Origin of the sequence: Pseudomonas putida, assembly GCF_016406145.1 — a bacterium.
GTDB classification, from domain to species: domain Bacteria; phylum Pseudomonadota; class Gammaproteobacteria; order Pseudomonadales; family Pseudomonadaceae; genus Aquipseudomonas; species Aquipseudomonas putida_E.
This window is the reverse complement of the sequence record NZ_CP066306.1, coordinates 5747462-5774421: the sequence shown is the minus strand read 5'-3', so window position 1 is coordinate 5774421 and position 26960 is coordinate 5747462. Positions and strand designations below refer to the sequence as shown.

The window sequence follows — 26960 nt, the reverse complement described above, 5'->3', positions numbered from 1 at the left end:
TTATATGTCTCTTCTTTTTTTTAGTTTTGTCATCAGTTTGCCTGCCCGACCAGACGCCGCCCCGCTCGATCGCTGAAAGCACCTTCCATAAGGAAAGGCTGGTTGGAAATTGACCTATTGGCTTGCTTTCTCTAGAATCGCCGATCTCTTAAAAAGGGGGCCATTCCGGCCCGTTGTCGACAAACCAGGTAACACGCCATGAAACGTACTTTCCAACCAAGCACCATCAAGCGCGCTCGCACCCACGGCTTCCGTGCCCGTATGGCTACCAAGAACGGCCGTGCTGTTCTGTCGCGTCGTCGTGCCAAAGGCCGTAAGCGTCTGGCCATTTGATCTTTCGGCAAAGGTGGTGAGTCAGGACTTCAGTCGGGAAAAGCGACTGCTTACACCCCGGCATTTCAAAGCGGTCTTCGACTCCCCAACCGGCAAGGTTCCAGGGAAAAACCTGCTGATCCTTGGAACCCTCGCGAGAACGGTCTCGATCATCCACGCCTTGGCTTGGTGATTGGCAAGAAGAGCGTCAAGCTTGCCGTTCAACGCAATCGCCTCAAGCGCTTGATGCGCGATTCCTTTCGTCTGCACCAGCAAATGCTCGCTGGCCTGGACATAGTGATCGTCGCGCGCAAGGGATTGGGTGAGATAGAAAACCCGGAATTGCACCAACACTTTGGCAAGCTCTGGAAACGCCTGGCGCGCAGCCGGCCCGAACACTCCAGCGGCTAACGCCGATTCCGCAGGGGTAGACAGTCAAGATGCGTAAACTGGCACTCGTTCCGATCCAGTTTTACCGTTACGCCATCAGTCCTCTGATGGCCAGCCACTGTCGTTTCTACCCCAGTTGCTCCTGTTATGCGTTGGAAGCCATAGAAACCCATGGCCTCTTGCGTGGCGGGTGGCTAACCGTTCGTCGCCTGGGGCGTTGTCATCCGTGGAACGACGGCGGTTTCGATCCCGTTCCCCCCGCGCCTTCCTCCCGAACTTCTTCGATAGCCGAGTAATCATGGATATTAAACGCACGATCCTGATCGCCGCCCTGGCAATCGTGTCCTACGTCATGGTCCTGAAGTGGAACGATGACTACGGCCAGGCTGCCTTGCCGACTCAGAATACTGCTGCCAGCACTGTTGCTCCGGGCCTGCCCGATGGCGTACCGGCCGCTAACAACGGCGCCAGCGCCGATGTACCGAGCGCCAACGCCGAGTCGAGCCCTGCCGAACTGGCACCTGTTGCGCTCAGCAAGGATCTCATCCGGGTCAAGACCGATGTCCTGGAACTGGCTATCGATCCAGTCGGCGGTGACATCGTCCAGCTGAACCTGCCGAAGTACCCGCGTCGTCAGGATCATCCGGACATTCCGTTCCAGCTGTTCGACAACGGTGGCGAGCGCGTATATCTGGCCCAGAGCGGCCTGACCGGTGCCAACGGTCCGGATGCGCGCTCCACCGGCCGTCCGCTGTACGCCGCAGAGCAGAAGTCCTTCCAGCTGGCTGATGGCCAGGAACAACTGGTGGTCGACCTGAAGTTCAGCGACAACGGTGTGAACTACATCAAGCGCTTCAGCTTCAAGCGCGGTGAGTACGACCTGTCCGTCAGCTACCTGATCGACAACCAGAGCGGCCAGGCCTGGAGCGGCAACATGTTTGCCCAGCTCAAGCGTGACGCCAGTGGTGATCCGTCCTCGAGCACCGCCACCGGTACCGCCACCTACTTGGGTGCTGCCCTGTGGACAGCTGGCGAGCCGTACAAGAAAGTGTCGATGAAGGACATCGACAAAGGTAGTTTGAAAGAAAATGTGTCTGGCGGCTGGGTTGCCTGGCTGCAGCACTACTTCGTAACAGCCTGGATCCCTGCCAAGTCGGACAACAACGTCGTTCAGACCCGCAAGGACAGCCAGGGCAACTACATCATCGGCTACACCGGCCCGGCCATCAGCGTACCGGCTGGCGGCAAGGCCGAAACCAGCGCCATGCTGTACGCCGGCCCGAAGATCCAGTCCAAGCTCAAGGAACTGTCCCCAGGCCTGGAACTGACCGTCGATTACGGCTTCCTGTGGTTCATCGCCCAGCCGATCTTCTGGTTGCTGCAACATATCCACAGCCTGCTGGGTAACTGGGGCTGGTCGATCATTGTCCTGACCATGCTCATCAAGGGCCTGTTCTTCCCGCTGTCGGCCGCCAGCTACCGCTCGATGGCGCGCATGCGTGCCGTGGCGCCGAAGCTCGCCGCACTGAAGGAACGCTTCGGTGACGATCGCCAGAAGATGTCCCAGGCGATGATGGAGCTGTACAAGAAAGAGAAGATCAACCCACTGGGTGGATGCTTGCCGATCCTGGTACAGATGCCGGTGTTCCTGGCCCTGTACTGGGTGCTGCTTGAAAGCGTCGAGATGCGCCAGGCCCCATGGATGCTGTGGATCACCGACCTGTCGATCAAGGATCCGTTCTTCATCCTGCCGATCATCATGGGCGCTACCATGTTCATCCAGCAGCGCCTGAACCCGACGCCGCCGGATCCGATGCAGGCCAAGGTGATGAAAATGATGCCGATCATCTTCACCTTCTTCTTCCTGTGGTTCCCGGCTGGCCTGGTGCTGTACTGGGTTGTGAACAACTGCCTGTCGATTTCGCAGCAGTGGTACATCACCCGCCGTATCGAAGCAGCGACCAAAAAAGCTGCTGCTTGACGGGCTACTGCGCTAGCCTGTGAATAAAAACGCCCCCTCGGGGGCGTTTTTGCTATCTGTCGTTTTTGTCGTAGAGGCTTTCGAGCATGAACACTGTGCGTGAAACCATCGCTGCCATCGCAACCGCACAAGGACGCGGAGGAGTAGGCATTGTCAGGCTATCCGGCCCGCTGGCGGCCAAGGCTGGCCAGCTCATCACTGGGCGCACACTGACGCCGCGCCATGCCCATTACGGCCCATTCCGCGACCAGGAAGGGCTGGTACTGGATGAAGGTATTGCGCTGTTCTTCCCCGGACCCAACTCTTTCACCGGTGAGGACGTGCTCGAGTTGCAGGGGCACGGAGGCCCGGTCGTACTGGACATGCTGTTGCAACGCTGCGTGCAGGTGGGTTGCCGTCTGGCCCGCCCGGGTGAGTTCAGTGAGCGGGCGTTCCTCAACGACAAGCTCGACCTGGCCCAGGCCGAAGCGATTGCCGACCTGATCGAAGCCAGCTCCAGCCAGGCAGCACGCAATGCCCTGCGCTCGTTGCAAGGGGAGTTCTCCAAGCGTGTGCACAGCCTGACTGAAGCTCTGATCGCGCTGCGGATCTATGTCGAGGCAGCGATCGACTTCCCGGAGGAGGAAATCGACTTTCTTGCCGATGGCCATGTCCTGTCGATGCTCGACTCAGTGCGTGCCGAGTTGTCCACAGTGCAGCGTGAGGCCGGGCAGGGTGCGCTGCTTCGTGATGGCATGACGGTAGTGATCGCCGGCAGGCCTAATGCAGGTAAATCGAGCCTGTTGAATCAATTGGCCGGCCGTGAGGCGGCAATCGTCACCGCCATTGCGGGTACGACGCGGGATATCCTGCGTGAACATATCCACATCGATGGCATGCCGCTGCACGTCGTCGATACGGCCGGGTTGCGCGACACCGACGACCATGTGGAAAAGATAGGCGTCGAGCGCGCCCTGAAGGCCATAGGCGAAGCCGACAGAGTGTTGTTGGTGGTCGACTCCACCGCCCCTGAGGCCAGTGATCCGTTCGCCCTGTGGCCGGAGTTTCTTGATCAAAGGCCTGATCCGGGCAAGGTCACACTGATTCGCAACAAAGCCGACCTCAGCGGCGAACCCGTAGGGCTGGAACAGTGCGATGACGGTCATGTAACCATCACCTTGAGCGCCAAAGGTGACGATCAGGGCCTGCTGCTGTTACGCGATCACCTCAAAGCCTGCATGGGTTATGAACAGACTGCAGAGAGTGGCTTCAGCGCACGCCGGCGGCACCTTGATGCCCTGCGCCAGGCCTGTGCGCATCTGGAGCACGGTCGTGCGCAGTTGACCTTGGCGGGGGCTGGAGAGCTTTTGGCTGAGGACCTGCGCCAGGCTCAGCACGCGCTGGGGGAGATCACGGGCGCGTTCAGTTCGGATGACCTGCTGGGGCGAATCTTCTCGAGTTTCTGCATCGGTAAGTAGTTTTTAGCTAAACCATTCACGACGCCGCTCTTCATGGAGCGGCTTTTTTTTGCCTGAGATTTGAGTTTCGGGCTTCTCAGACAGGGCTCGTAGGTGCAGATTTTTAATCAACAGCCTGAAAAAATCACTCATGAGCCCTGTGGAAAAGTCGGCTTCAGCTCCGTTGATAACCAGCCTTTTTTTCTGAGGACAACCTGCCCTGTGGGTAAATAGGCATTTAATCCACAGGCTAAAGCCGGTTATCCATAGCCCTCATGGCACTCCAGCCACAGGGTTTAATTTCCTTCTACACATTGAATCCAGAGGCGTGCAGAACGTTATCCACAGATTTGTGTGTGCATAAGAATAAACATAAAAACAAAGCTTTTTTAAATTTCTTCTCTCTAATTTCTGTTATCAGCCATTCATCCACAGCCTGGTCAAAATTTGCGCAAAAGGTTTCTTTAGAGGGGGTGAAGTCCCTATACTTGTCCGCTTACCTTCTCTATTCGCAAAAACAGGCACGAGGTGCGTGGTGGATTTCCCTTCCCGTTTTGAAGTGATCGTCATCGGCGGCGGCCATGCCGGTACCGAGGCTGCGCTTGCGTCTGCACGCATGGGTGTGAAAACCCTGCTGCTGACCCATAACGTGGAAACCCTCGGTCACATGAGCTGCAACCCGGCCATCGGTGGCATCGGTAAAAGCCATCTGGTCAAAGAGATCGATGCGCTCGGCGGTGCCATGGCACTGGCCACTGACAAGAGCGGCATCCAGTTCCGCGTGTTGAACAACCGCAAGGGCCCGGCTGTTCGCGCCACCCGTGCACAGGCCGACCGCGCCATCTACAAGGCCGTGGTTCGCGAAATCCTGGAAAACCAGCCAAACCTGTGGATATTCCAGCAGTCCTGTGATGACCTGATCGTCGAGCAAGACCAGGTCAAAGGCGTGGTTACCCAAATGGGGCTGCGGTTCTTCGCCGATTCCGTGGTGCTCACTACCGGCACTTTCCTGGGTGGCCTTATCCACATCGGCCTGCAGAACCATTCCGGCGGCCGCGCTGGCGATCCACCGTCGATCGCCCTGGCCCACCGCATGCGTGAACTCCCGCTGCGCGTCGGTCGTCTGAAAACCGGTACACCTCCGCGTATCGACGGTCGTTCGGTGGACTTTTCGGTGATGACCGAGCAGCCGGGCGACACACCAATCCCGGTCATGTCGTTCATGGGCAACGCCGCGATGCACCCGCGTCAGGTCAGCTGCTGGATTACCCACACCAATGCGCGTACCCACGAAATCATCGCTTCGAACCTCGACCGTTCGCCGATGTACTCGGGCGTCATCGAAGGTGTCGGCCCGCGTTACTGCCCGTCGATCGAAGACAAGATCCATCGCTTTGCCGACAAGGAAAGCCATCAGGTGTTCATCGAGCCGGAAGGCCTGACCACCCATGAGCTGTACCCCAACGGTATTTCCACCTCGCTGCCGTTTGACGTGCAGCTGGAGCTGGTGCGCTCGATTCGCGGCATGGAAAACGCCCACATCGTGCGCCCGGGCTATGCCATCGAATACGACTACTTCGATCCGCGTGACCTCAAGTACAGCCTCGAGACCAAGGTCATCGGTGGCTTGTTCTTCGCTGGCCAGATCAACGGCACTACCGGTTACGAAGAAGCCGGCGCCCAAGGCCTGCTGGCCGGTACCAACGCCGCACTGCGCGCGCAGGGCCGGGAAAGCTGGTGCCCGCGCCGTGACGAGGCGTACATCGGAGTGTTGGTCGACGACCTGATTACCCTGGGTACCCAGGAGCCGTACCGCATGTTCACTTCGCGGGCCGAATACCGGTTGATCCTGCGCGAAGACAACGCCGACCTGCGCCTGACCGAGAAAGGTCGTGAGCTTGGTCTGATCGACGACCAGCGCTGGGCCGCGTTCTGCGCCAAGCGTGACGGCATCGAGCGTGAGGAACAGCGCTTGAAATCGACCTGGGTACGCCCGAATACACCGCAGGGCCAGGCCGTTGTGGATAAGTTTGGTACTCCGCTGAGCCACGAATACAGCCTGCTCAACCTGCTGGCGCGACCAGAAGTGGACTACGCCGGGCTGATCGAAGCGACCGGCGGCGAACAGATCGATCCACAGGTTGCCGAACAGGTCGAAATCAAGACCAAGTACGCTGGCTACATCGATCGTCAGCAGGACGAGATCGCTCGCCTGCGCGCCAGCGAAGACACCTGCCTGCCTGTGGATATCGACTACACCTCGATTTCCGGCCTGTCCAAGGAAATCCAGGGCAAGCTCGGCCAGACTCGGCCGCAGACGCTAGGCCAGGCTTCGCGTATCCCTGGCGTGACTCCAGCGGCAATTTCCCTGTTGTTGATTCATCTGAAAAAACGCGGCGCTGGCCGCGAATTGGAGCAAAGCGCTTGAGTTCCCTGGTCACCCCGCAACACGCTGAAGAGTTGTCCACAGGTGCACGCCAGCTCGGTGTCGAGCTGAGCGCCGAGCAGCACGAAAGGCTGCTTGGCTACCTGGCCCTGTTGATCAAATGGAACAAGGCCTACAACTTGACCGCCGTGCGCGACCCGGACGAGATGGTTTCGCGCCATCTGCTCGACAGCCTCAGCGTCATGGGTTTTATCCACCCCGATCGCGACAGCTGGCTTGATGTCGGCAGCGGCGGTGGCATGCCCGGGATTCCGTTGGCTATCCTGCATCCGCAAAAACGCGTAACTGTGCTGGACGCCAACGGCAAGAAAACCCGCTTCCTCACCCAGGTGAAGATGGAGCTGAAACTGGACAACCTCACGGTTATCCACAGCCGGGTAGAAGCCTTCCAGCCAGCACAGCCGTTCAACGGCATCATCTCTCGCGCCTTCAGCAGCATGGAGAACTTCACCAACTGGACCCGCCACTTGGGCGACACCGGGACGCAATGGCTTGCAATGAAGGGGCTGCATCCTGCCGATGAACTGGTAGCATTGCCCGCAGACTTCACAGTGGAAAGCGAGCAGGCCCTGACCGTTCCAGGTTGCCAGGGCCAGCGCCATCTGCTGATACTGCGCCGCAAGGCATGACTGGGAACACACGCAACAATGGCTAAGGTATTCGCAATCGCGAACCAGAAAGGTGGAGTGGGTAAAACCACCACCTGTATCAATCTCGCCGCATCGCTGGCTGCGACCAAGCGTCGTGTGCTGCTGATCGACCTCGATCCGCAGGGCAACGCCACCATGGGCAGCGGTGTGGACAAACACGAACTCGAACACTCGGTCTACGACCTGCTGATCGGGGAATGCGACCTTGCCCAGGCCATGCACTACTCCGAGCATGGTGGCTTCCAGTTGCTGCCTGCCAACCGCGACCTGACTGCCGCGGAAGTGGTGCTGCTGGAAATGCAGGTCAAGGAGAGCCGCCTGCGCAACGCCCTGGCGCCGATCCGCGAGAATTACGACTTCATCCTCATCGATTGCCCACCGTCGCTGTCGATGCTGACGCTCAATGCCCTGGTCGCCTCCGATGGCGTGATCATCCCGATGCAGTGCGAGTATTACGCACTGGAAGGTCTCAGCGACCTTGTGGATAACATCAAGCGCATTGCCGCCCGTCTGAACCCGGAGCTGAAGATCGAAGGGCTGCTGCGCACCATGTACGACCCGCGTCTTAGCCTGAACAACGATGTATCGGCGCAGCTCAAGGAGCACTTCGGCGAGCAGCTTTACGATACCGTCATTCCGCGCAACATCCGCTTGGCCGAGGCACCGAGCTTTGGCATGCCGGCGCTGGCCTACGACAAGCAATCGCGTGGCGCACTGGCCTATCTGGCCCTGGCCGGGGAACTGGTTCGCCGTCAACGCCGTCAATCACGCACTGCACAAACAACTTAAGGAATCCGCATGGCCGTTAAGAAACGGGGTCTCGGACGTGGGTTGGATGCACTGCTCAGTGGTCCTTCCGTCAGCGCGCTCGAAGAGCAGGCTGTCAAGATCGACCAGAAAGAACTGCAACACCTGCCGGTCGAGTTGATCCAGCGCGGTAAATACCAGCCGCGCCGTGACATGGATCCGCAGGCGCTGGAAGAACTGGCGCACTCGATTCGCACGCACGGTGTGATGCAGCCGATCGTGGTGCGCCCGATCGATGGCAACCGCTACGAGATCATTGCCGGTGAGCGCCGCTGGAGGGCCACGCAGCAGGCTGGCCTGGACACCGTCCCGGCGATGGTGCGGGAAGTGCCTGATGAAGCGGCCATCGCCATGGCCCTCATCGAGAACATCCAGCGAGAGGACCTCAACCCGTTGGAAGAGGCCCTGGCCCTGCAACGCCTGCAACAGGAGTTCGAGCTGACCCAACAGCAGGTGGCCGATGCCGTGGGCAAGTCGCGGGTTACCGTGGCCAACCTGCTGCGCCTGATCTCGCTGCCTGAAGCGATCAAGACCATGCTTGCCCATGGTGATCTGGAGATGGGGCACGCACGTGCTTTGCTCGGTCTTGAAGAAGATCGCCAGGAAGAGGGGGCGCGTCATGTTGTCGCACGTGGGCTCACTGTGCGCCAAACCGAGGCACTGGTGCGCCAGTGGCTCAATGGCAAACCTGACCCGGTAGAACCGAACAAACCTGATCCGGATATCGAGCGCCTTGAACAGCGGCTCGCAGAGCGCCTGGGCTCCCCGGTGCAGATTCGTCACGGAAACAAGGGAAAAGGCCAGTTGGTTATTCGCTATAACTCGCTCGACGAGTTGCAGGGCGTCCTTGCTCACATCCGCTGAAACAATTCCAGTTGTAGCGCGCAGTCGGAAATCACTACCCAAGAGTTGAATAGGGGTTAATCCACCCCTATACTCTGCGCGCATTTTGTCGGCACAATTTATGCCAAGTCGTTACTGACTTGTTGGTCGACTTCTGAGGAGCAGTTGTGATGGAAATCCGCACGCCAAACCGCCTGCCTTTCCATCGCTGGGCGGTTTTTCCGGTACTGCTGGCTCAATTTGTCGTGCTGCTGCTGGCAACATTGGTGTTGTGGCAGTGGAAAGGGGCAGTCAGTGGATATTCAGGTCTCTGCGGAGGTTTGATTGCCTGGCTGCCCAATATGTATTTCGCCTGGAAGGCTTTTCGCTTTAGCGGAGCCCGGGCGGCGCAGGCCATCGTCAAGTCGTTTTACGCAGGCGAGGCCGGCAAGATGATTTTGACGGCAGTGCTGTTCGCACTGACCTTCGCAGGAGTGAAGCCACTGGCGCCGTTAGCAGTCTTCGGCGTCTTCGTGTTGACCCTTTTGGTCAGCTGGTTTGCGCCCCTGCTGATGAATAAAAGACTTTCGAGACCTTAGGGCGTTTGAGGCAACCATGGCAGCAGAAACCGCTTCGGGCTATATCCAGCACCACTTGCAGAACCTGACCTACGGTCAACTACCAGACGGCAGCTGGGGCTTCGCCCATTCGGCTGCAGAAGCCAAGGCAATGGGCTTCTGGGCGTTCCACCTGGACACCCTGGGTTGGTCCGTCGCGCTGGGTCTGATCTTCCTGTTCATCTTCCGCATGGCGGCGAAGAAGGCGACCTCCGGCCAGCCTGGCGGTCTGCAGAACTTCGTCGAAGTGATGGTCGATTTCGTCAACGGCAGCGTGAAGGACTCCTTCCACGGCCGTAGCCCGGTGATTGCGCCGCTGGCACTGACCATCTTCGTCTGGGTATTCCTGATGAACGCCGTCGACCTGGTACCGGTCGACTGGATTCCTCAGCTGGCCATCCTGATTTCCGGTGATCCGCACATTCCGTTCCGCGCAGTGTCGACCACCGACCCGAACGCGACTCTGGCCATGGCCTTCTGCGTGTTCGCCCTGATCATCTTCTACAGCATCAAGGTCAAGGGCCTGGGCGGCTTCATCGGTGAGCTGACCCTGCACCCGTTCGGCAGCAAGAACATCTTCGTGCAGATCCTGCTGATTCCGGTCAACTTCCTGCTCGAGTTCGTCACCCTGATCGCCAAGCCGATCTCGCTGGCGCTGCGACTGTTCGGCAACATGTACGCCGGTGAGCTGGTGTTCATCCTGATCGCCGTGATGTTCGGCTCCGGCCTTCTGTGGCTGAGCGGCCTGGGTGTGGTGCTGCAGTGGGCGTGGGCTGTGTTCCACATCCTGATCATCACCCTGCAAGCTTTCATCTTCATGATGCTTACCATCGTCTACCTGTCGATGGCTCACGAAGATAACCATTAAGACCGCCTGGCGTGTCTGATAGCCTTCCCCGCTCGTTTGGGGGGAGGGCTTTAAAAGTCCGCAAGGGCAGCTGTACCAAACGATTTGTTTTACCGCTTCAAACTAAAAACCTAACCAATACGACGTAAAAGTCGGGAGGAAAGATGGAAACTGTAGTTGGTCTGACCGCTATCGCTGTTGCTCTGCTGATCGGCCTGGGTGCTCTGGGTACCGCCATTGGTTTCGGCCTGCTGGGCGGCAAATTCCTGGAAGGCGCTGCTCGTCAGCCTGAGATGGTTCCGATGCTGCAGGTCAAAATGTTCATCGTTGCCGGTCTGCTCGACGCCGTAACCATGATCGGTGTTGGTATCGCTCTGTTCTTCACCTTCGCGAATCCGTTCGTTGGTCAGATCGCCGGCTAATCACTCGTATCCACGAGTTGATGGCTGTATGAATTAAGACCGAGCGAGGTGTTGGCGTGAACATTAATGCAACCCTGATTGGCCAATCCGTTGCTTTCCTGATTTTTGTACTCTTCTGCATGAAGTATGTATGGCCTCCGGTCATCACTGCTCTGCAAGAGCGCCAAAAGAAGATTGCCGACGGCTTGGACGCTGCCAACCGCGCAGCTCGCGACCTGGAGCTGGCCCAAGAGAAAGCGGGTCAGCAACTGCGTGAAGCTAAAGCACAGGCAGCCGAAATCATTGAGCAAAGCAAGAAACGCGCTGCTCAGCTTGTCGAGGAAGCCCGTGACCAGGCCCGCGTCGAAGCTGACCGTGTAAAGGCTCAGGCTCTGGCCGAGATCGAGCAGGAACTGAACAGTGCTAAAGACGCCCTGCGTGCCCAAGTGGGTGCTCTGGCCGTTGGCGGTGCTGAAAAGATCCTTGGCGCCACAATCGATCAAAACGCGCATGCGGAGCTGGTTAACAAACTGGCCGCTGAAATTTAAGCGAGGGCGATCATGGCAGAACTGACCACGTTGGCCCGACCTTACGCTAAGGCTGCCTTCGAGCATGCCCAGGCCCATCAGCAACTGGCCAATTGGTCAGCCATGCTCGGCCTGGCTGCTGCGGTGTCGCAAGACGACACCATGCAGCGCCTGCTCAAGGCCCCGCGACTGACGAGCGCAGAAAAGGCCGCCACGTTCATTGACGTGTGCGGTGACAAGTTCAATGCACAGGCACAGAATTTCATTCGTGTTGCCGCGGAAAACGACCGTCTCCTGCTTCTGCCGGAGATTGCCGCTCTGTTCGACCTGTACAAGGCCGAGCAAGAGAAATCCGTGGACGTGGAAGTCACCAGTGCTTTTGCGTTGAACCAAGAACAGCAAGACAAACTCGCCAAGGTTCTCAGTGCACGGTTAGGCCAGGAAGTGCGCCTGCACGCGTCGGAGGATGCCAACCTGATTGGTGGCGTCGTCATCCGCGCTGGTGACCTGGTAATCGATGGCTCTGTTCGCGGCAAAATCGCGAAACTGGCCGAAGCCTTGAAATCTTGAGTTTGAAGGGGCAGCAGAGCAATGCAGCAACTCAATCCTTCCGAAATTAGTGAAATCATCAAGGGCCGCATCGACAACCTCGATGTGAGCTCCCAAGCCCGTAACGAAGGTACCGTCGTTTCGGTTTCCGACGGTATCGTGCGGATCCACGGTCTGGCCGACGTCATGTACGGCGAAATGATCGAGTTCCCTGGCGGCGTCTACGGCATGGCCCTGAACCTGGAGCAAGACTCCGTAGGTGCAGTGGTCCTGGGTGCCTATGACACCCTCGCCGAAGGCATGAGCGCCAAGTGCACCGGCCGCATCCTGGAGGTTCCGGTTGGTAAGGAACTGCTGGGTCGCGTCGTCGACGCACTGGGCAACCCGATCGACGGCAAAGGTCCTCTGGGCAACACCGAGACCGACGCGGTCGAGAAAGTTGCTCCAGGCGTGATCTGGCGTAAGTCGGTAGACCAGCCTGTACAGACTGGCTACAAGTCCGTCGACGCCATGATCCCGGTCGGCCGTGGCCAGCGTGAGCTGATCATCGGTGACCGTCAGATCGGCAAGACCGCCATGGCCATCGACGCCATCATCAACCAGAAAGACTCCGGTATTTTCTGCGTTTATGTTGCTGTCGGCCAGAAGCGTTCCACCGTTGCCAACATCGTTCGCAAGCTGGAAGAAAACGGCGCCCTGGCCAACACCATCGTGGTGGTTGCCAGTGCTTCGGAATCCGCCGCACTGCAATTCCTGGCGCCATACGCCGGTTGCACCATGGGCGAGTTCTTCCGTGACCGCGGCGAAGACGCACTGATCGTTTACGATGACCTGTCCAAGCAGGCCGTTGCCTACCGTCAGATCTCCCTGCTGCTGCGCCGTCCGCCAGGACGTGAAGCGTACCCAGGCGACGTGTTCTATCTCCACTCCCGTCTGCTGGAGCGTGCATCGCGCGTTTCGGAAGAGTACGTCGAGAAGTTCACCAACGGTGCTGTAACTGGCAAAACCGGTTCCCTGACCGCGCTGCCGATCATCGAAACTCAGGCTGGCGACGTTTCCGCGTTCGTTCCGACCAACGTGATTTCCATCACCGACGGTCAGATCTTCCTGGAATCGGCCATGTTCAACTCGGGCATCCGCCCTGCAGTGAACGCCGGTGTTTCGGTATCCCGCGTAGGTGGTGCCGCTCAGACCAAGATCATCAAAAAGCTCTCCGGTGGTATCCGTACCGCTCTGGCTCAGTACCGTGAACTGGCGGCATTCGCCCAGTTCGCTTCTGACCTGGACGAAGCCACCCGTAAGCAGCTGGAGCACGGTCAACGTGTTACCGAGCTGATGAAGCAGAAGCAATACGCTCCGATGTCCATCGCGGACATGGCGCTGTCGCTGTATGCCGCTGAGCGTGGGTTCCTGACCGACGTTGAAATCGCCAAGATCGGTAGCTTCGAACAAGCGCTGATTGCCTACTTCAACCGTGATCACGCCGAACTGATGGCCAAGATCAACGTGAAGGGTGACTTCAACGACGAAATCGACGCTGGTATCAAAGCCGGTATCGAGAAGTTCAAGGCCACCCAAACCTGGTAAGCCGCGGCGGGGGCTTTGGCCCCCGCTTGCTAACCTGATAGGTGATACATGGCAGGCGCAAAAGAGATTCGCAGTAAGATTGCGAGCATCAAAAGCACGCAAAAGATTACCAGCGCCATGGAAAAAGTGGCGGTCAGCAAAATGCGCAAGGCTCAAATGCGCATGGCTGCTAGCCGTCCTTATGCGGAGCGTATCCGCCAGGTGATCGGTCATCTGGCCAACGCCAACCCGGAGTACCGCCACCCCTTCATGATCGAGCGCCCTGTAAAGCGTGCCGGTTATATCGTGGTGAGTAGTGACCGTGGTCTGTGCGGTGGCTTGAACACCAACCTGTTCAAGGCCTTGGTCAAGGACATGAACGTCAACCGCGAACAGGGCGTGGAAATCGACCTGTGCGTGATCGGCAGCAAGGGTGCGACTTTCTTCCGCATCTTTGGCGGCAACGTCGTAGCAGCGATCAGCCACCTGGGCGAAGAGCCATCGATCAATGATCTGATCGGCTCCGTCAAAGTGATGCTGGACGCTTACCTGGACGGCCGTATCGATCGCCTCTCCGTGGTGTCGAACAAGTTCGTCAATACCATGACCCAAACTCCGACGGTCGAGCAGTTGGTACCGTTGGTTGCAACCCCGGATCAGGAACTCAAGCACCACTGGGATTACCTGTACGAACCCGACGCCAAAGAGCTGCTTGACGGCTTGATGGTGCGTTACGTGGAGTCGCAGGTGTACCAGGCGGTGGTCGAGAACAACGCTGCTGAACAAGCAGCCCGGATGATCGCCATGAAGAACGCCACAGACAACGCCGGTGACCTGATCAGCGAACTCCAGCTGATCTACAACAAGGCGCGTCAGGCTGCGATCACCCAGGAGATCTCGGAAATCGTCGGCGGCGCTGCCGCGGTTTAACGGTTCAAATATTCAGAGGATCCAGCTATGAGTAGCGGACGTATCGTTCAAATCATCGGCGCCGTCATCGACGTGGAATTCCCACGTGACGGCGTACCGAGTGTTTACAACGCGCTGAAAGTGGAAGGCGCGGAAACCACTCTGGAAGTTCAGCAGCAGCTGGGCGACGGCGTGGTTCGTACTATTGCGATGGGCTCGACCGAAGGCTTGAAGCGTGGTCTGAACGTCATCGACAGCGGCGCAGCCATTTCCGTCCCGGTCGGTAAAGCGACCCTGGGCCGTATCATGGACGTGCTCGGCAACCCGATCGACGAAGCTGGCCCGATCGGCGAAGAAGAGCGTTGGGGCATTCATCGCGACGCACCTTCCTTCGCTGACCAGGCAGGCGGCAACGACCTGCTGGAAACCGGCATCAAGGTTATCGACCTGGTTTGCCCGTTCGCCAAGGGTGGTAAGGTTGGTCTGTTCGGTGGTGCCGGCGTCGGCAAGACCGTAAACATGATGGAACTGATCCGTAACATCGCCATCGAGCACAGCGGTTATTCCGTGTTCGCCGGTGTGGGTGAGCGTACTCGTGAGGGTAACGACTTCTACCACGAGATGAAGGACTCCAACGTTCTCGACAAGGTAGCCTTGGTCTACGGTCAGATGAACGAGCCACCAGGAAACCGTCTGCGCGTAGCGCTGACCGGCCTGACCATGGCTGAGAAGTTCCGTGACGAAGGTAACGACGTTCTGCTGTTCGTCGACAACATCTATCGTTACACCCTGGCCGGTACCGAAGTATCCGCACTGCTGGGCCGTATGCCTTCGGCAGTAGGTTACCAGCCGACCCTGGCTGAAGAGATGGGCGTTCTGCAAGAGCGCATCACCTCCACCAAGGAAGGTTCGATCACCTCGATCCAGGCCGTATACGTACCTGCGGACGACCTGACCGACCCGTCGCCAGCGACCACCTTCGCCCACTTGGACGCCACCGTCGTTCTGTCCCGTGACATCGCCTCCCTGGGTATCTACCCAGCGGTCGATCCACTGGACTCGACTTCGCGCCAGCTGGACCCGAACGTCATCGGCAACGAGCACTACGAAACCGCTCGCGGTGTTCAGTACGTGCTGCAGCGCTACAAAGAGCTGAAGGACATCATTGCGATCCTGGGTATGGACGAACTGTCCGAATCCGACAAGCAGCTGGTATCCCGCGCTCGTAAGATTCAGCGCTTCCTGTCCCAGCCGTTCTTCGTGGCAGAAGTCTTCACTGGTTCCCCAGGTAAATACGTTTCCCTGAAAGACACCATTGCTGGCTTCAGCGGCATCCTCAAAGGTGACTACGACCACCTGCCAGAACAAGCGTTCTACATGGTCGGCAGCATCGAAGAAGCCGTCGAGAAAGCCAAGAAACTGTAATCCCGGCGCCCCGAAAGGGGCGCTAATCAGGTTGAGGCAAGCAGATGGCTATGACAGTCCATTGCGATATCGTCAGCGCGGAAGGAGAGATTTTCTCCGGTCTGGTCGAGATGGTGGTTGCGCACGGTAACCTGGGTGATCTTGGTATCGCTCCAGGCCACGCGCCGCTGATCACCAATCTGAAGCCAGGTCCGATCACGCTGACCAAGCAGGGTGGCGCCCAAGAGGTGTATTACATCTCTGGTGGTTTCCTCGAGGTTCAGCCGAACATGGTCAAGGTGCTTGCCGATACCGTGCAACGTGCTACAGACCTGGACGAAGCTCAGGCACAGGAAGCCCTCAAGGCTGCCGAGAATGCCCTGAGTCTGAAAGGCGCGGACTTCGATTACGGCGCCGCCGCCGCACGTCTGGCCGAGGCCGCAGCTCAGCTGCGTACCGTCCAGCAAATGCGCAAAGGCAAGTAATCGGCCCCGGCTGATAACTGCTGTTGCGATTGAGTAAAAGGGTAGCCTCGGCTACCCTTTTTCTTTTTCCGAATTCCCCCTCGGTCATTTCTCTGACCGCCCAGGATTGGTAGCCAGTCAATGTCACTCGATATCGTTATTCTCGCCGCCGGCCAAGGTACCCGCATGCGCTCGGCGCTGCCCAAGGTGCTGCATCCGGTGGCCGGCAATTCCATGCTCGGTCATGTTATCCACAGCGCACGGCAGCTTCAGCCTCAAGGCATTCACGTAGTGATTGGCCATGGTGCGGAGCAGGTGCGTGAGCGCCTGGCAGCCGACGATCTGAATTTCGTTATGCAGGACAAGCAACTGGGTACCGGGCATGCCGTGGCCCAAGCCCTGCCGGCGATCACTGCCGACACGGTGCTGGTGTTGTATGGGGACGTACCGCTGATTGAAGTGGAAACCCTGCAACGCCTGCTGGCCAAGGCCAGTGACCAGCAGCTGGCCTTGCTCACCGTTAACCTGCAAGACCCGACCGGCTACGGGCGCATTGTGCGTGATGCCCAAGGCAAGGTGACTGCGATCGTCGAGCACAAGGACGCCAGCGATGTGCAGAAAGCGATCAAGGAAGGCAATACCGGCATCCTGGCCCTGCCAGCCGCTCGCCTTGCCGACTGGATGGGGCGTTTGTCGAACAACAACGCCCAGGGCGAGTATTACCTGACCGACGTCATCGCCATGGCAGTCGCTGATGGCCTGGTGGTGGCTACCGAGCAACCGCACGACCCGATGGAAGTGCAGGGTGCCAACGACCGGCGCCAGCTATCCGAACTCGAGCGCCACTATCAATTGCGCGAAGGCCGACGATTGATGGCACAGGGTGTGACCCTGCGTGACCCGGCTCGCTTCGACGTGCGTGGTGAAGTGACCGTTGGTCGCGATGTGCTGATCGACATCAACGTCATCCTCGAAGGCAAGGTCGTGATCGAGGACGACGTCCAGATTGGCCCTAACTGCGTGATCAAGGACAGCACCCTGCGCAAAGGTGTGGTGGTCAAGGCCAACAGCCATATTGAAGGCGCTGTGCTGGGCGAGGGTAGTGATGCCGGTCCGTTCGCGCGTCTGCGCCCGGGCAGCGTGCTGGATGCCAAGGCCCATGTGGGTAACTTTGTCGAACTGAAGAATGCCCACCTGGGTGAAGGCGCCAAAGCGGGTCACTTGAGCTACCTGGGTGATGCCGAGATCGGGGCACGCACCAATATTGGTGCTGGCACCATCACGTGCAATTACGATGGTGCCAACAAGTTCAAGACTGTGATGGGCGAGGATGTGTTCATCGGTTCGAACAACTCGTTGGTGGCGCCTGTGGATATCAAGGCGGGTGCTACCACTGCGGCGGGGTCGACGATTACTCAGACTGTCGAGGCTGGGCAACTTGCCGTGGGACGTGCGCGTCAACGCAACATCGATGGCTGGAACCGCCCGGAGAAGATCAAGAAGAGCTGATTATCCACAGCCCTTTCGATCGAAAGCCGACTTATGTGAATAAGTCGGCTTTTTTATTGGCTTTAACGGCATCAGAGGGCAAGTCGCTGAACCGCGATCGGAAGCATTTATTTATCCACAGGCCGCTGATTTTCAGATCCACAGCCTTGACGAATACCCTCTGATAGGTTTTGATTGCAATCATTATCTTTCGAATCGAAACTTAAGCGCCCATGTCGAAACGAAACACCCCCCAGCGCCGTCACAACATCCTGGCCATGCTCAGCGAGCAAGGTGAGGTCAGTGTGGACGCATTGGCCAAGCGCTTTGAAACGTCGGAAGTCACCATACGCAAGGACCTCGCGGCCCTTGAGGCCAATGGCTTGCTTCTGCGTCGCTACGGCGGCGCCGTACCGGTTCCGCAGGAGATGCTTGGGGAAGCCGCACAGCCGGTGTCTGCCTATAAGAAAGCCATCGCCCGTGCTGCTGTCGGCCGCATACGTGAACATGCCCGCATCATCATCGACAGTGGCAGCACTACCGCCGCCATGATCCCCGAGCTCGGCCGCCAGCCAGGCCTGGTGGTGATGACCAACTCTTTGAACGTGGCCCGCGCCATTAGCGAGCTTGAGCATGAACCCGTACTGCTGATGACCGGCGGCACCTGGGACCCGCACTCCGAGTCGTTCCAAGGCCAGGTCGCTGAGCAGGTACTGCGTTCATACGATTTCGACCAACTGTTCATCGGCGCCGATGGCATCGACCTCAACCGCGGCACCACGACTTTCAATGAGCTGCTGGGCCTGAGCCGAGTCATGGCTGAGGTGGCCCGCGAGGTGATCGTGATGGTCGAATCCGACAAGGTCGGGCGCAAGATCCCCAATCTTGAGCTGCCCTGGGGCAGTGTCAGCACCCTCATTACAGACGAACGCCTGCCAGCAGCGGCACGCGAACAAATTCAAGCCCGCGGCGTCAACCTGATCTGCGCCGCGATCAGCCAGGAGAAATAATCATGTGTGGAATCGTTGGAGCCGTAGCCGAACGCAATATCACCGCCATTCTCATCGAAGGCCTCAAGCGGCTTGAGTACCGCGGCTACGACAGCGCTGGCCTTGCCGTTTACACCCAGCAGGGTGAACTGCAGCGCCGACGCCGCATCGGCAAGGTAGCTGAACTGGAAGCTGCCAACGCTGCCGACCCGCTGAACGGTCAGTTGGGCATTGCCCACACCCGTTGGGCTACCCACGGCGCACCGACCGAGGGCAATGCGCACCCGCATTTCTCGGGTGAAGAAGTGGCAGTGGTACACAACGGCATCATCGAAAACCATGAAGAGCTGCGCGAAGAGCTCAAAGGCCTGGGCTATGTGTTCGTTTCGCAAACCGATACCGAGGTTATCGTCCACCTGATCCACCATACCCTCAAGACCATCCCGGACCTGGCGGACGCACTGAAGTCAGCGGTCAAGCGCCTGCACGGTGCCTATGGCCTGGCGCTGATCAGCGTGAAACAACCCGATCGTCTGGTTGCCGCGCGCAGTGGCAGCCCGTTGGTGATTGGCCTTGGCCATGGTGAGAATTTCCTGGCCTCCGACCAGTTGGCGCTGCGCCAGGTCACTGACCGCTTCATGTACCTGGAAGAGGGCGACATCGCCGAGATCCGCCGTGACCAGGTGAAGGTCTGGGATCAGGCCGGCAACGCAGTCCAGCGTGAAACCGTGCAGTATCACGAAGGCGCCGAAGCCGCTGACAAGGGCGCATACCGCCACTTCATGCTCAAGGAGATTCACGAGCAGCCGACCGTGGTTCAGCGCACTCTGGAAGGCCGCCTGGGCAAGGACCATGTGCTGGTCCAGGCCTTTGGCCCGCAGGCTGCTGAACTGTTCGCCAAGGTGCGCAACGTGCAGATCGTGGCCTGTGGTACCAGCTACCACGCCGGCATGGTTGCCCGTTACTGGCTGGAAAGCTTGGCCGGTATCCCTTGCCAAGTTGAAGTAGCCAGTGAGTTCCGCTACCGCAAGGTGGTGGTCCAGCCGGACACCCTGTTCGTTTCGATTTCCCAGTCTGGCGAAACTGCCGACACCCTCGCTGCCCTGCGCAATGCCAAGGAACTGGGCTTCCTGGGCAGCCTGGCCATCTGCAACGTGGGTATCAGCTCGCTGGTACGCGAATCCGACCTTACCCTGCTGACACTGGCTGGCCCGGAAATCGGCGTGGCATCGACCAAGGCGTTCACTACCCAGCTGGTATCGCTGATGCTGCTGACCCTGGCCCTGGGCCAGGTGCGTGGCACCCTCGAGGCTGGTGTGGAAGGGGAGCTGGTCGAAGAGCTGCGTCGCCTGCCGGCACGCCTGGGCGAAGCCCTGGCCATGGACCACACCGTCGAAAAGATCGCCGAGCTGTTTGCCGACAAGCACCACACCCTGTTCCTGGGCCGTGGTGCGCAGTACCCGGTTGCGATGGAGGGTGCGCTCAAGCTCAAGGAGATTTCCTACATCCACGCTGAAGCGTACCCGGCGGGTGAGCTCAAGCATGGCCCGCTGGCGCTTGTGGATAACGACATGCCGGTGGTTACTGTAGCGCCGAACAACGAGCTGCTGGAGAAACTCAAGTCGAACCTGCAGGAAGTCCGCGCCCGGGGTGGTGAGCTGGTGGTGTTCGCCGATGAGCACGCCGGTATGAGCAACGGCGAAGGTACCCATGTAATCAAGGTGCCGCACATCGCTGACGCGCTGGCGCCGATCCTGTACACCATTCCACTGCAGTTGCTGTCGTACTACGTGGCGGTGCTCAAAGGCACTGATGTTGACCAGCCGCGTAACTTGGCGAAGTCGGTGACGGTGGAATAAGCATCGGCGGCTAAGGGGCCAATTGTGTTTTTAAAGAATAAAGGTTGTCACAAAAAAATAAAGGTTGTCACAAGTTAAGAAAGGTTGTCACAAGGCTCTGTCACGGCCCGTTTGTCGGGGCAGAGCCTTGTCCATGGATATAGGATCACAATCCCTTCTGCACCACAGTGACTGCTGTCCTGGCTGAGCCCGCTCTTGAATTTCTCCGCGCCACGACCTGTGTCGTTCCGATCCGATCGAGCGGGTCACTCAACGATGAGCGACTCGTGAAATGACATCTGTACCCACTGAACCGGTGAATCCAGCTAGCTCGAAGCTAATGACTCAGCGGAAAATTGATAGAAGAATACAATCGGGTCGCGGATCTGGCGTTAGAGAGTCCTATGAGCCTTGGATCAAGATTTGGGATATCCAGTCGAGCGGGGTGTCGCATCTTGTACCGGGTGTGAAATTTCATCGCAGTCATCATTTGCTATCCAACGCTGAGCGCGACTATCACCTGATCCTTGAGCATGATCCTTCCATCATCGACATTCGTGAGCAGTTCCCGCTCCTAACGCAAGCTGAGACTCAAGCGATCGCGTCAAGCCTGAATTACCGTCATCCTGTGTATCCAGGTACTCAAGTCCCAGTGGTTATGACCACTGACTTCCTCATAACTTTCATAGATTCGAAGGGCGAAGCAACCTTGGCCGCGCGCTCTGTGAAATACCGTAAGGAGTTCGAGGATGCCAGCCTCAAGGAGCAGAATCGGATGGCGGAAAAGCTTGAGATCGAAGCTAAATATTGGGCTATGAGAAAGGTAGAATGGAAACTGGTTCTCCATGAAAATCTCTCGCAAGTTAAAATAGCAAATCTTGTCATACTTAGAACTTACGCGGTCATCCATCCTTCGTTGCCGACGGAGAATAATATAAATAATCTGCTCGAATTTATAGCGGGATGTAAGACTAGTGAATTGCCACTAAAGGCACTGCTGCAAAAAGCCTCGAGGGTAATTTTTATAGAATATATTGGTGTTAAACGCCTCTTCCACCATCTTCTTTGGACGGGCAGACTGGGGGCGAGTCTAAGCGCTAAGGTAATAAGCTTATCTGAACCTTTGCATGTTTGGATTGCTGAGCCATCCTTTTCCAGCACATCAGAAATCGAGGTGCCTCGTCATGCTTAGTCTGGGAGTTAACTGCATCGTTTCTCCGGGTGAGGGATCTGAGCTGCTGAAGAAACCGGTCAGAGTTTTAGCTATAAAGGATGAGTTTGTCTTAGTCATTGAACTCGGTACAAGTCCGACGAAGCCATGGCGGGTTGGAAGCTCACTATTGATCGAAGAGATCAATAACGGAGCGGCGGTGATCAACCCTGAAATGGTACCTATGCACTTGCTTCGAAGTGACGACGAGATCAGTGAGAATGAAAAAGACAGCCGAGATAGGAACTGGGAGCTGGTACGTGGTTTGGTGGAGAATCATGGCCCCCTCGATATCTTGACGTCTAACTTTGGTTCCCTTGTTGCTAATCACGCAATGGTAGTGGGAGTTGACCGGAAGCAAATTTATCGACTTCTCTATCGGTATTGGAGCATGGGGCAGACACGAAACGCATTTTTGTGGAATACCAGCACGTGTGGAGGCCGTGGAAAGAAAAAAAGTCGGGCCTCAGGCATTGTTCCTGGCCGACCGCTTAAATATCGTGGCGTAGTTGTGGATGACGGTGGCGCAATTCTGCTCGAGTCACGGCACATCTCGCATATTCGCTTGGCCTATGGGCGCTTTGCCAGTGGCAGGTGTGGCAAGCTAAAGAAAGCCTATGATTGGATGCTCAATAAGTTTTATCGGTCGATCAAGTCCGACGGTTCAAAAGGTAACCTGGTTCGAGGTAGCTACCCGTCCATCAATCAACTGGAGTACCATGGAAAACTTTTCTTTGATGAACTCTATAGGTTGAAGAAGAGCGGCGGCGCAATCCGCTATAATAAAGACCATCGTGCGCTAGTTGGATCTGCCTCTCAAGGGTTAGTCGGTGCAAGTCATCGGTACGAAATCGATTCGACGATTGCTGATGTTTATTTGGTACATCGAGTCAATCGGTTATGGTTGATCGGCAGGCCAGTGCTGTATGTGTTGGTTGATACGTTCACCAGAATGATCGTAGGTATTCATGTCGGGCTTGAAGGGCCCAGTTGGAATGGTGCTCGACATGCCATTTATAATGCTTGCACGCCGAAGAAGGAGTTTTGCAAGCGTTATAATATTGAGATCGATGAGGTTGACTGGCCATGTTCTCATCTACCGGTTGAAATCGTCGCAGATCGCGCTGAACTTCTCAGTGAAGCTGGGGAGACGATGACAAAGACTCTTGGTACAGCCTTGAAGATTTTGCCACCGTTTCGGCCTGACTGGAAAAGTATCATTGAAAGCCGTTTCCGACTGCTCAACGAAAAGCTGGATTTGAAATTTGTCCCTGGCGGCGTAGATGCTCGGAAAATGGAGCGTGGTGATCGTGACTACCAGCTCGACGCAATTTTCGATATCGATGAGTTTACTGAGATGGTAATCCTCGGTGTTTTGGCTCACAACAAGAGCCTTCGAGTTCCTCATCTTCTGAACCGTGAGATGATCGCGGCAGAAGTGGAGCCCACGCCTATGGCCATGTGGAAGTGGTCTATGGCAAACAATCTCCTGAATTCGAAATTCGTATCACCAGCGGAGCTGAAGATTGCATTGTTACCCTCGCAGGTGTGTCGAATTGGTCGAGGAGGTATAAATTTCCAAGGTGTGCAGTACACCTGTGAAACCGCCATTCGTTCGGAATGGTTGGAGCGCTCTCACAACTTTAAAACGAGGTACGTTAGGGTTTTCTACGATCCAAACTCTATTGAGAACTGCTGGATGAAATCTGAGGCGGGTTTCGAGCCGTTGACCATTGTACCGCAGCAGCGGGTTAAGTACGGTGGGCTTCGTATGGAGGAGGTCCTCGATATTATCAAGATTTTGAATCAGGTCGCCCCAGATGCCCGGTACGAGGATGCCAATACTGGAGCGCTTCTTCAAGGCCGCCAGGAGGAGATTCTTCATCGAGCGCAAGCCAAACGCCAGGGGCAGGGAGATCCGAAATCTGACGCTGAGTTCAAGCGGGACAAGCGTTCGAAACGTGCCGTTGAAACCCAGACTGAGCGCGACTTGCATACCGCTGACCTAAATCAGCTTCGCCTTGTGGATAACTCGCCAGCCGCGGAGGAGACTTATACACCTGTAACCGTGAAACCTGTCTCGGGTCGGAGCGCCGCCTTCCTGAAATTGGTGATCAACGCGGGTAACGAGGCTAGTCATGAGTGATTCCAGTTTTGCGCCAGCAGATTACAACCCGACTGGCATGCCTCAATACGACGGTAACCCACTGATTGAGTGTCTCCCGAAGATTCTTTCGGATGTTGATGTAGTCAGGCGCATTGGGAGCGCCCCGCCCCGGCCTGACAACGTGGAGCGGGCCTTGGACCCGAAATTACGTGGTCATGGCATCAACAGGCTGAAGGATGTCGTTGTACCTTTTGAAATCCACCTCAGGCTTGAGGACCTGTTCAGTCAATTGATTCGGTACGGATACACCGGGCGCAATCCATTGCATGCGTCATCCGTTAGGCATCGCTTGCCCTCTTCTGCGGAGATCAAGGGGCACGGGTTTATGTCCACCGCTGAAACGTTGACACTGATCGGGTTGAGCGGCATGGGTAAAACGACTGCGCTGAACTCCATTGCCAAGCTTTATCCACAGGTGATCAGTCACAGTAAGTATAAAGAGCAGATCTTCATTGAGACGCAGGTGGTCTGGCTCAAGATCGATTGTCCGCACGATGGCTCGTTGCGAGGTTTTTGTACCGCATTCTTCTCTTCATTGGATGAAGCATTAGGCATAAAAAAGTACTCAGGCAGAGCTGCTACTGGCCGCAGCATCAGCGTGATGCTTCAAAATATCAGTCAGTTGTGCAAAACCTATTTCATCGGAGCTCTCATAATTGATGAGATGCAGCACCTCTGCTCATCCCGAGGCGGGCAAGACCGCGAAAAGCTTCTCAACTTTTTTGTGCAGCTGTCGAATGACGCCGGCATCCCGCTGATCTACGTTGGCACAAATGCCATGCTTCCGCTGTTTTCTGGTGTTTTGCGAAATGCTCGGCGTGCGGCAGGAATGGGGCCTATCACTTTTGACAGGTTTACCGAAGATGATCCGTTTTGGGCGCATCTGGTTTCACTGCTCTGGGCATACGACTGGACCAAAACCCCCACTCCGTTGACGGGTGAGATCCTTTCCAAAATATATGACCTCACTCAAGGAAACACGGATTTCCTGGCCAAACTTCTAATGCTGGCTCAGCGGCACGCAATCTGGGAGGGCATCGACTCGATTACACCGGCGGTTCTGCAGCAGGTGTACGACAGTCAGATGAGGCTCCTTCATAAGGCCATCGAGGCTCTACGAAGCGGGGATCCGCTGCAAATTGCTGACTTCGAAGACATGATGCCCACGAAGGACCAGGTCGCCAAGATGATGAATTACGATTTGGCGCGGCGTGCAGACAGGGCGAATCTCTCTTTAATTACCCAGGCCGCGATAGTGACACCTGTCGAGCACAGTGAAAGGGCAGCCGCAAAGCCTATTAGTAAACCGGTGGTTCCGGTTGCCAACGAGTCAGCACCAACTGCCCATTTCTCCGAAGGCGATGATGTGCAGACCCAGCTCGAGCAGAGAGGCTGGGTAGATAAGGACTCTGCTTGGTGACATGAACCGCGGGAGATCAGGTCAATGGATCGCTTGCATTGGTTTCCTCAGCCGTTCCCTGATGAGTCTCTCTACAGCCTGGCGGTCCGTTATCATAGGCTGTCGTCGAACGACAGCTATCGCCGGACAAGCCAGGAGTTGTTCGGCGCGTATTCCAGAACCTGTGGCTCTATCCTGCCGTGCTGCTTGGGTGCTCTGTCGCAACGGTTAGCATCAGCTTATTCGGTAGAGCATTTGATCGATCGCTTTACCCTTTTGCCTCTGTACGAACCTTTTTTGAATGACACGAAGAGCAAAGCCGCGCGTATCGCCATGACTGGTACCGACGGCACGGGCCTGAAAATGAGCCTGGGTCTCACAGCCTCAGGCTTCCTCAAGCACGCGTCGTTCAGGTACTGCGAGAGGTGTGTTGAAGAAGATATTCAAAACTGCGGCTCGGCCTACTGGCATCGTATTCACCAAGCAATGGGTACTTGCATCTGCCCGCTCCATGGAGAGGTGCTCTGCGGGACGATGTTTCCGGATGGAACTGACTGGCGTTGCATGCTGTTTCCGGCGGAGGCAGCGGGGTCGCCAGTGATGCGGGCTCCTGACTCTTCAGCTGCTGTGATAGGTGAAATGCAGTTTTGGGGACTTGAGCACCCAGCGGATGTACAAAATCTGCTGACCGGAAACTTCCTTCAGCATCGTCTGGATGAGATGGGGTTTCTTAAGGCTGGTCGGGTGAGGGAACAGGTATTAAGGAGCTTCCTGACGCCGCGTCTTCTCTGTAGCCCTCGCGCTAATGAGTTCCAGGAGCTCAGTTGCTCTTGGGACTGGGTGTTGGGCGTCGTGCGTCCACGCGGGGCGGTCGTACAGCCATTAAAATTCTACTTTCTTTGCTGGCTCCTTGAGGCAGACCTTGAGCACCTCAAATCCTTTCACCCGCGAGCTGATGCTCGCAGCGGTGAAGCGGCTAGGGGCAACGATACTAGGCCCCTCATAGAGGACGGCGAAATTGAGGCACGCCGCGAAGCTTTCTCGAGCAGCAAGAACGCGAAATGCCATGATAAGCCGGGCTATCAGTGGCTTTACCGCCATGATAAGGAGTGGTTAGCGCAGTATGTGTCTGCCCATCCTTTCATAAGGGTAAGGAGGGGGTTGGTCGATTGGCATGCGAGAGACGCAGCGCTTGCTCAAGATCTGCTAATCGCCAGGGACCAGATTCTGTCTACGCAGGGCAAACCGAAAAAGGTGACCCGCGCCGCGTTAAGCAGGAAGGTCGCTCGTAGCCATGATTTTTTGAGGGTACCTGATAAGTTCCCAATAAGTACTTTGTTGATGAAAGATATTCTCGAATCTGATCATGACCATCAAGTTCGTAAAATCAGATGGGCGGTGAGACATTATCTTCTATCTGAGCGAAGTGCTATAAGTGTTGTGTACCGGCTTGCTGGGATTCGGCTGTCTCATGTAACTGATGAGGAGGTACTAGGTATTCTATCTACTGTATGATATTTGCGTTTGATGAAGTCAGACCGAATAAGTTCATTAACTTCGTTTTGCAACTGAGTGCACGCGGCACTGTTTGTTAGCAAGTCTAGGTATCTGGCAGCGGTGCGACAGCCTAGGAAGGCTTGAATTACGAAGTTGTAATCAGTCGCCCCCTTTGAATAGGGATTTATAGTTTTTGTGCCGAGCTCACGCACTATAATTTCAGACACGTATCCATAATTGCCGT

Annotated in this window: 24 protein-coding genes and 1 pseudogene; all 25 read left to right on the top strand. The window is 56.9% G+C overall.

Annotated features, from left to right (window positions below; all coding sequences use genetic code 11):
- Positions 1-198: 198 nt before the first annotated feature.
- The 25 genes and pseudogenes from rpmH to JET17_RS26520 all read left to right on the top strand — a co-directional run bounded on the left by rpmH (position 199) and on the right by JET17_RS26520 (position 26734).
- Positions 199-333: a 50S ribosomal protein L34 gene (gene rpmH / locus JET17_RS26640; protein WP_003253163.1), complete on the top strand. Its 135-nt coding sequence runs from the start codon at positions 199-201 to the stop codon at positions 331-333.
- A 13-nt stretch (positions 334-346) separates the two neighbouring features.
- A pseudogene (rnpA, locus tag JET17_RS26635) lies at positions 347-723 on the top strand (ribonuclease P protein component).
- A gap of 29 nt (positions 724-752) precedes the next feature.
- Positions 753-998 (top strand): membrane protein insertion efficiency factor YidD, encoded by a 246-nt coding sequence (yidD, locus tag JET17_RS26630; protein WP_080516506.1) that lies wholly within the window; start codon positions 753-755, stop codon positions 996-998.
- A 2-nt stretch (positions 999-1000) separates the two neighbouring features.
- Positions 1001-2683, top strand: a complete 1683-nt coding sequence (gene yidC, locus JET17_RS26625) for a membrane protein insertase YidC (RefSeq protein WP_012316956.1) — start codon at positions 1001-1003, stop codon at positions 2681-2683.
- 86 nt (positions 2684-2769) lie between these two features.
- Entirely contained in the window at positions 2770-4140 is a 1371-nt protein-coding gene (mnmE, locus tag JET17_RS26620; protein WP_012316955.1) for a tRNA uridine-5-carboxymethylaminomethyl(34) synthesis GTPase MnmE, read from the top strand.
- A gap of 514 nt (positions 4141-4654) precedes the next feature.
- Positions 4655-6547: a tRNA uridine-5-carboxymethylaminomethyl(34) synthesis enzyme MnmG gene (mnmG, locus tag JET17_RS26615; RefSeq protein ID WP_012316954.1), complete on the top strand. Its 1893-nt coding sequence runs from the start codon at positions 4655-4657 to the stop codon at positions 6545-6547.
- Entirely contained in the window at positions 6544-7194 is a 651-nt protein-coding gene (gene rsmG / locus JET17_RS26610; protein WP_012316953.1) for a 16S rRNA (guanine(527)-N(7))-methyltransferase RsmG, read from the top strand. Before mnmG ends, rsmG begins: the two co-directional genes overlap by 4 nt.
- An 18-nt stretch (positions 7195-7212) precedes the next feature.
- Positions 7213-8004, top strand: coding sequence for a ParA family protein (locus tag JET17_RS26605; RefSeq protein WP_012316952.1), 792 nt, complete (start codon positions 7213-7215; stop codon positions 8002-8004).
- A gap of 9 nt (positions 8005-8013) precedes the next feature.
- The gene (locus JET17_RS26600; protein ID WP_012316951.1) at positions 8014-8886 is read left to right on the top strand and encodes a ParB/RepB/Spo0J family partition protein; all 873 of its coding nucleotides are present in this window, start codon (positions 8014-8016) and stop codon (positions 8884-8886) included.
- Positions 8887-9035: 149 nt separating this feature from the next.
- Positions 9036-9443 (top strand): F0F1 ATP synthase subunit I, encoded by a 408-nt coding sequence (locus tag JET17_RS26595; protein ID WP_012316950.1) that lies wholly within the window; start codon positions 9036-9038, stop codon positions 9441-9443.
- A 16-nt stretch (positions 9444-9459) separates the two neighbouring features.
- Positions 9460-10329 (top strand): F0F1 ATP synthase subunit A, encoded by an 870-nt coding sequence (gene atpB, locus JET17_RS26590; RefSeq protein WP_003260030.1) that lies wholly within the window; start codon positions 9460-9462, stop codon positions 10327-10329.
- A 143-nt stretch (positions 10330-10472) separates the two neighbouring features.
- Positions 10473-10730, top strand: coding sequence for a F0F1 ATP synthase subunit C (atpE, locus tag JET17_RS26585; RefSeq protein ID WP_003097235.1), 258 nt, complete (start codon positions 10473-10475; stop codon positions 10728-10730).
- 56 nt (positions 10731-10786) lie between these two features.
- Complete coding sequence (locus JET17_RS26580; RefSeq protein ID WP_003260032.1) at positions 10787-11257, top strand: F0F1 ATP synthase subunit B; 471 nt, start codon at positions 10787-10789, stop codon at positions 11255-11257.
- Between the two features lie 12 nt (positions 11258-11269).
- Positions 11270-11806 (top strand): F0F1 ATP synthase subunit delta, encoded by a 537-nt coding sequence (locus JET17_RS26575; protein ID WP_012316949.1) that lies wholly within the window; start codon positions 11270-11272, stop codon positions 11804-11806.
- Between the two features lie 21 nt (positions 11807-11827).
- On the top strand, positions 11828-13372 hold the full coding sequence (gene atpA, locus JET17_RS26570; RefSeq protein WP_012316948.1) for a F0F1 ATP synthase subunit alpha: 1545 nt from the start codon (positions 11828-11830) through the stop codon (positions 13370-13372).
- Positions 13373-13420: 48 nt separating this feature from the next.
- Positions 13421-14281, top strand: coding sequence for a F0F1 ATP synthase subunit gamma (atpG, locus tag JET17_RS26565; RefSeq protein ID WP_012316947.1), 861 nt, complete (start codon positions 13421-13423; stop codon positions 14279-14281).
- Positions 14282-14308: 27 nt separating this feature from the next.
- Entirely contained in the window at positions 14309-15685 is a 1377-nt protein-coding gene (gene atpD, locus JET17_RS26560) for a F0F1 ATP synthase subunit beta (RefSeq protein ID WP_012316946.1), read from the top strand.
- Between the two features lie 44 nt (positions 15686-15729).
- Entirely contained in the window at positions 15730-16149 is a 420-nt protein-coding gene (locus tag JET17_RS26555) for a F0F1 ATP synthase subunit epsilon (protein WP_012316945.1), read from the top strand.
- 120 nt (positions 16150-16269) lie between these two features.
- Positions 16270-17637: a bifunctional UDP-N-acetylglucosamine diphosphorylase/glucosamine-1-phosphate N-acetyltransferase GlmU gene (gene glmU, locus JET17_RS26550; RefSeq protein ID WP_042111845.1), complete on the top strand. Its 1368-nt coding sequence runs from the start codon at positions 16270-16272 to the stop codon at positions 17635-17637.
- Between the two features lie 212 nt (positions 17638-17849).
- Positions 17850-18626, top strand: coding sequence for a DeoR/GlpR family DNA-binding transcription regulator (locus JET17_RS26545; protein ID WP_012316943.1), 777 nt, complete (start codon positions 17850-17852; stop codon positions 18624-18626).
- Between the two features lie 2 nt (positions 18627-18628).
- Positions 18629-20464 carry a glutamine--fructose-6-phosphate transaminase (isomerizing) gene (gene glmS / locus JET17_RS26540; RefSeq protein ID WP_012316942.1) on the top strand — a complete coding sequence of 612 codons (1836 nt, stop codon included), beginning with the start codon at positions 18629-18631 and terminating at the stop codon, positions 20462-20464.
- A 271-nt stretch (positions 20465-20735) separates the two neighbouring features.
- Positions 20736-21635 (top strand): TnsA endonuclease N-terminal domain-containing protein, encoded by a 900-nt coding sequence (locus JET17_RS26535; RefSeq protein WP_012316941.1) that lies wholly within the window; start codon positions 20736-20738, stop codon positions 21633-21635.
- Complete coding sequence (locus JET17_RS26530; protein ID WP_012316940.1) at positions 21628-23799, top strand: Mu transposase C-terminal domain-containing protein; 2172 nt, start codon at positions 21628-21630, stop codon at positions 23797-23799. The genes JET17_RS26535 and JET17_RS26530 overlap by 8 nt, the downstream gene beginning before the upstream one ends.
- Positions 23792-25240, top strand: coding sequence for an ATP-binding protein (locus tag JET17_RS26525; protein WP_016489904.1), 1449 nt, complete (start codon positions 23792-23794; stop codon positions 25238-25240). Before JET17_RS26530 ends, JET17_RS26525 begins: the two co-directional genes overlap by 8 nt.
- 24 nt (positions 25241-25264) lie before the next feature.
- On the top strand, positions 25265-26734 hold the full coding sequence (locus JET17_RS26520; protein ID WP_012316938.1) for a TnsD family Tn7-like transposition protein: 1470 nt from the start codon (positions 25265-25267) through the stop codon (positions 26732-26734).
- Positions 26735-26960 lie beyond the last annotated feature (226 nt).

Excerpts from the sequence above, each read along its gene's own strand:
- rpmH (WP_003253163.1), top strand. The coding sequence starts at position 199 with ATGAAACGTACTTTCCAACCAAGCACCATCAAGCGCGCTCGCACCCAC.
- yidD (WP_080516506.1), top strand. The coding sequence starts at position 753 with ATGCGTAAACTGGCACTCGTTCCGATCCAGTTTTACCGTTACGCCATC.
- yidC (WP_012316956.1), top strand. The coding sequence starts at position 1,001 with ATGGATATTAAACGCACGATCCTGATCGCCGCCCTGGCAATCGTGTCC.
- mnmE (WP_012316955.1), top strand. The coding sequence starts at position 2,770 with ATGAACACTGTGCGTGAAACCATCGCTGCCATCGCAACCGCACAAGGA.
- JET17_RS26605 (WP_012316952.1), top strand. The coding sequence starts at position 7,213 with ATGGCTAAGGTATTCGCAATCGCGAACCAGAAAGGTGGAGTGGGTAAA.
- JET17_RS26600 (WP_012316951.1), top strand. The coding sequence starts at position 8,014 with ATGGCCGTTAAGAAACGGGGTCTCGGACGTGGGTTGGATGCACTGCTC.
- JET17_RS26595 (WP_012316950.1), top strand. The coding sequence starts at position 9,036 with ATGGAAATCCGCACGCCAAACCGCCTGCCTTTCCATCGCTGGGCGGTT.
- atpB (WP_003260030.1), top strand. The coding sequence starts at position 9,460 with ATGGCAGCAGAAACCGCTTCGGGCTATATCCAGCACCACTTGCAGAAC.
- atpE (WP_003097235.1), top strand. The coding sequence starts at position 10,473 with ATGGAAACTGTAGTTGGTCTGACCGCTATCGCTGTTGCTCTGCTGATC.
- JET17_RS26575 (WP_012316949.1), top strand. The coding sequence starts at position 11,270 with ATGGCAGAACTGACCACGTTGGCCCGACCTTACGCTAAGGCTGCCTTC.
- atpA (WP_012316948.1), top strand. The coding sequence starts at position 11,828 with ATGCAGCAACTCAATCCTTCCGAAATTAGTGAAATCATCAAGGGCCGC.
- atpG (WP_012316947.1), top strand. The coding sequence starts at position 13,421 with ATGGCAGGCGCAAAAGAGATTCGCAGTAAGATTGCGAGCATCAAAAGC.
- atpD (WP_012316946.1), top strand. The coding sequence starts at position 14,309 with ATGAGTAGCGGACGTATCGTTCAAATCATCGGCGCCGTCATCGACGTG.
- JET17_RS26555 (WP_012316945.1), top strand. The coding sequence starts at position 15,730 with ATGGCTATGACAGTCCATTGCGATATCGTCAGCGCGGAAGGAGAGATT.
- glmU (WP_042111845.1), top strand. The coding sequence starts at position 16,270 with ATGTCACTCGATATCGTTATTCTCGCCGCCGGCCAAGGTACCCGCATG.
- JET17_RS26545 (WP_012316943.1), top strand. The coding sequence starts at position 17,850 with ATGTCGAAACGAAACACCCCCCAGCGCCGTCACAACATCCTGGCCATG.
- glmS (WP_012316942.1), top strand. The coding sequence starts at position 18,629 with ATGTGTGGAATCGTTGGAGCCGTAGCCGAACGCAATATCACCGCCATT.
- JET17_RS26535 (WP_012316941.1), top strand. The coding sequence starts at position 20,736 with ATGACATCTGTACCCACTGAACCGGTGAATCCAGCTAGCTCGAAGCTA.
- JET17_RS26530 (WP_012316940.1), top strand. The coding sequence starts at position 21,628 with ATGCTTAGTCTGGGAGTTAACTGCATCGTTTCTCCGGGTGAGGGATCT.
- JET17_RS26525 (WP_016489904.1), top strand. The coding sequence starts at position 23,792 with ATGAGTGATTCCAGTTTTGCGCCAGCAGATTACAACCCGACTGGCATG.
- JET17_RS26520 (WP_012316938.1), top strand. The coding sequence starts at position 25,265 with ATGGATCGCTTGCATTGGTTTCCTCAGCCGTTCCCTGATGAGTCTCTC.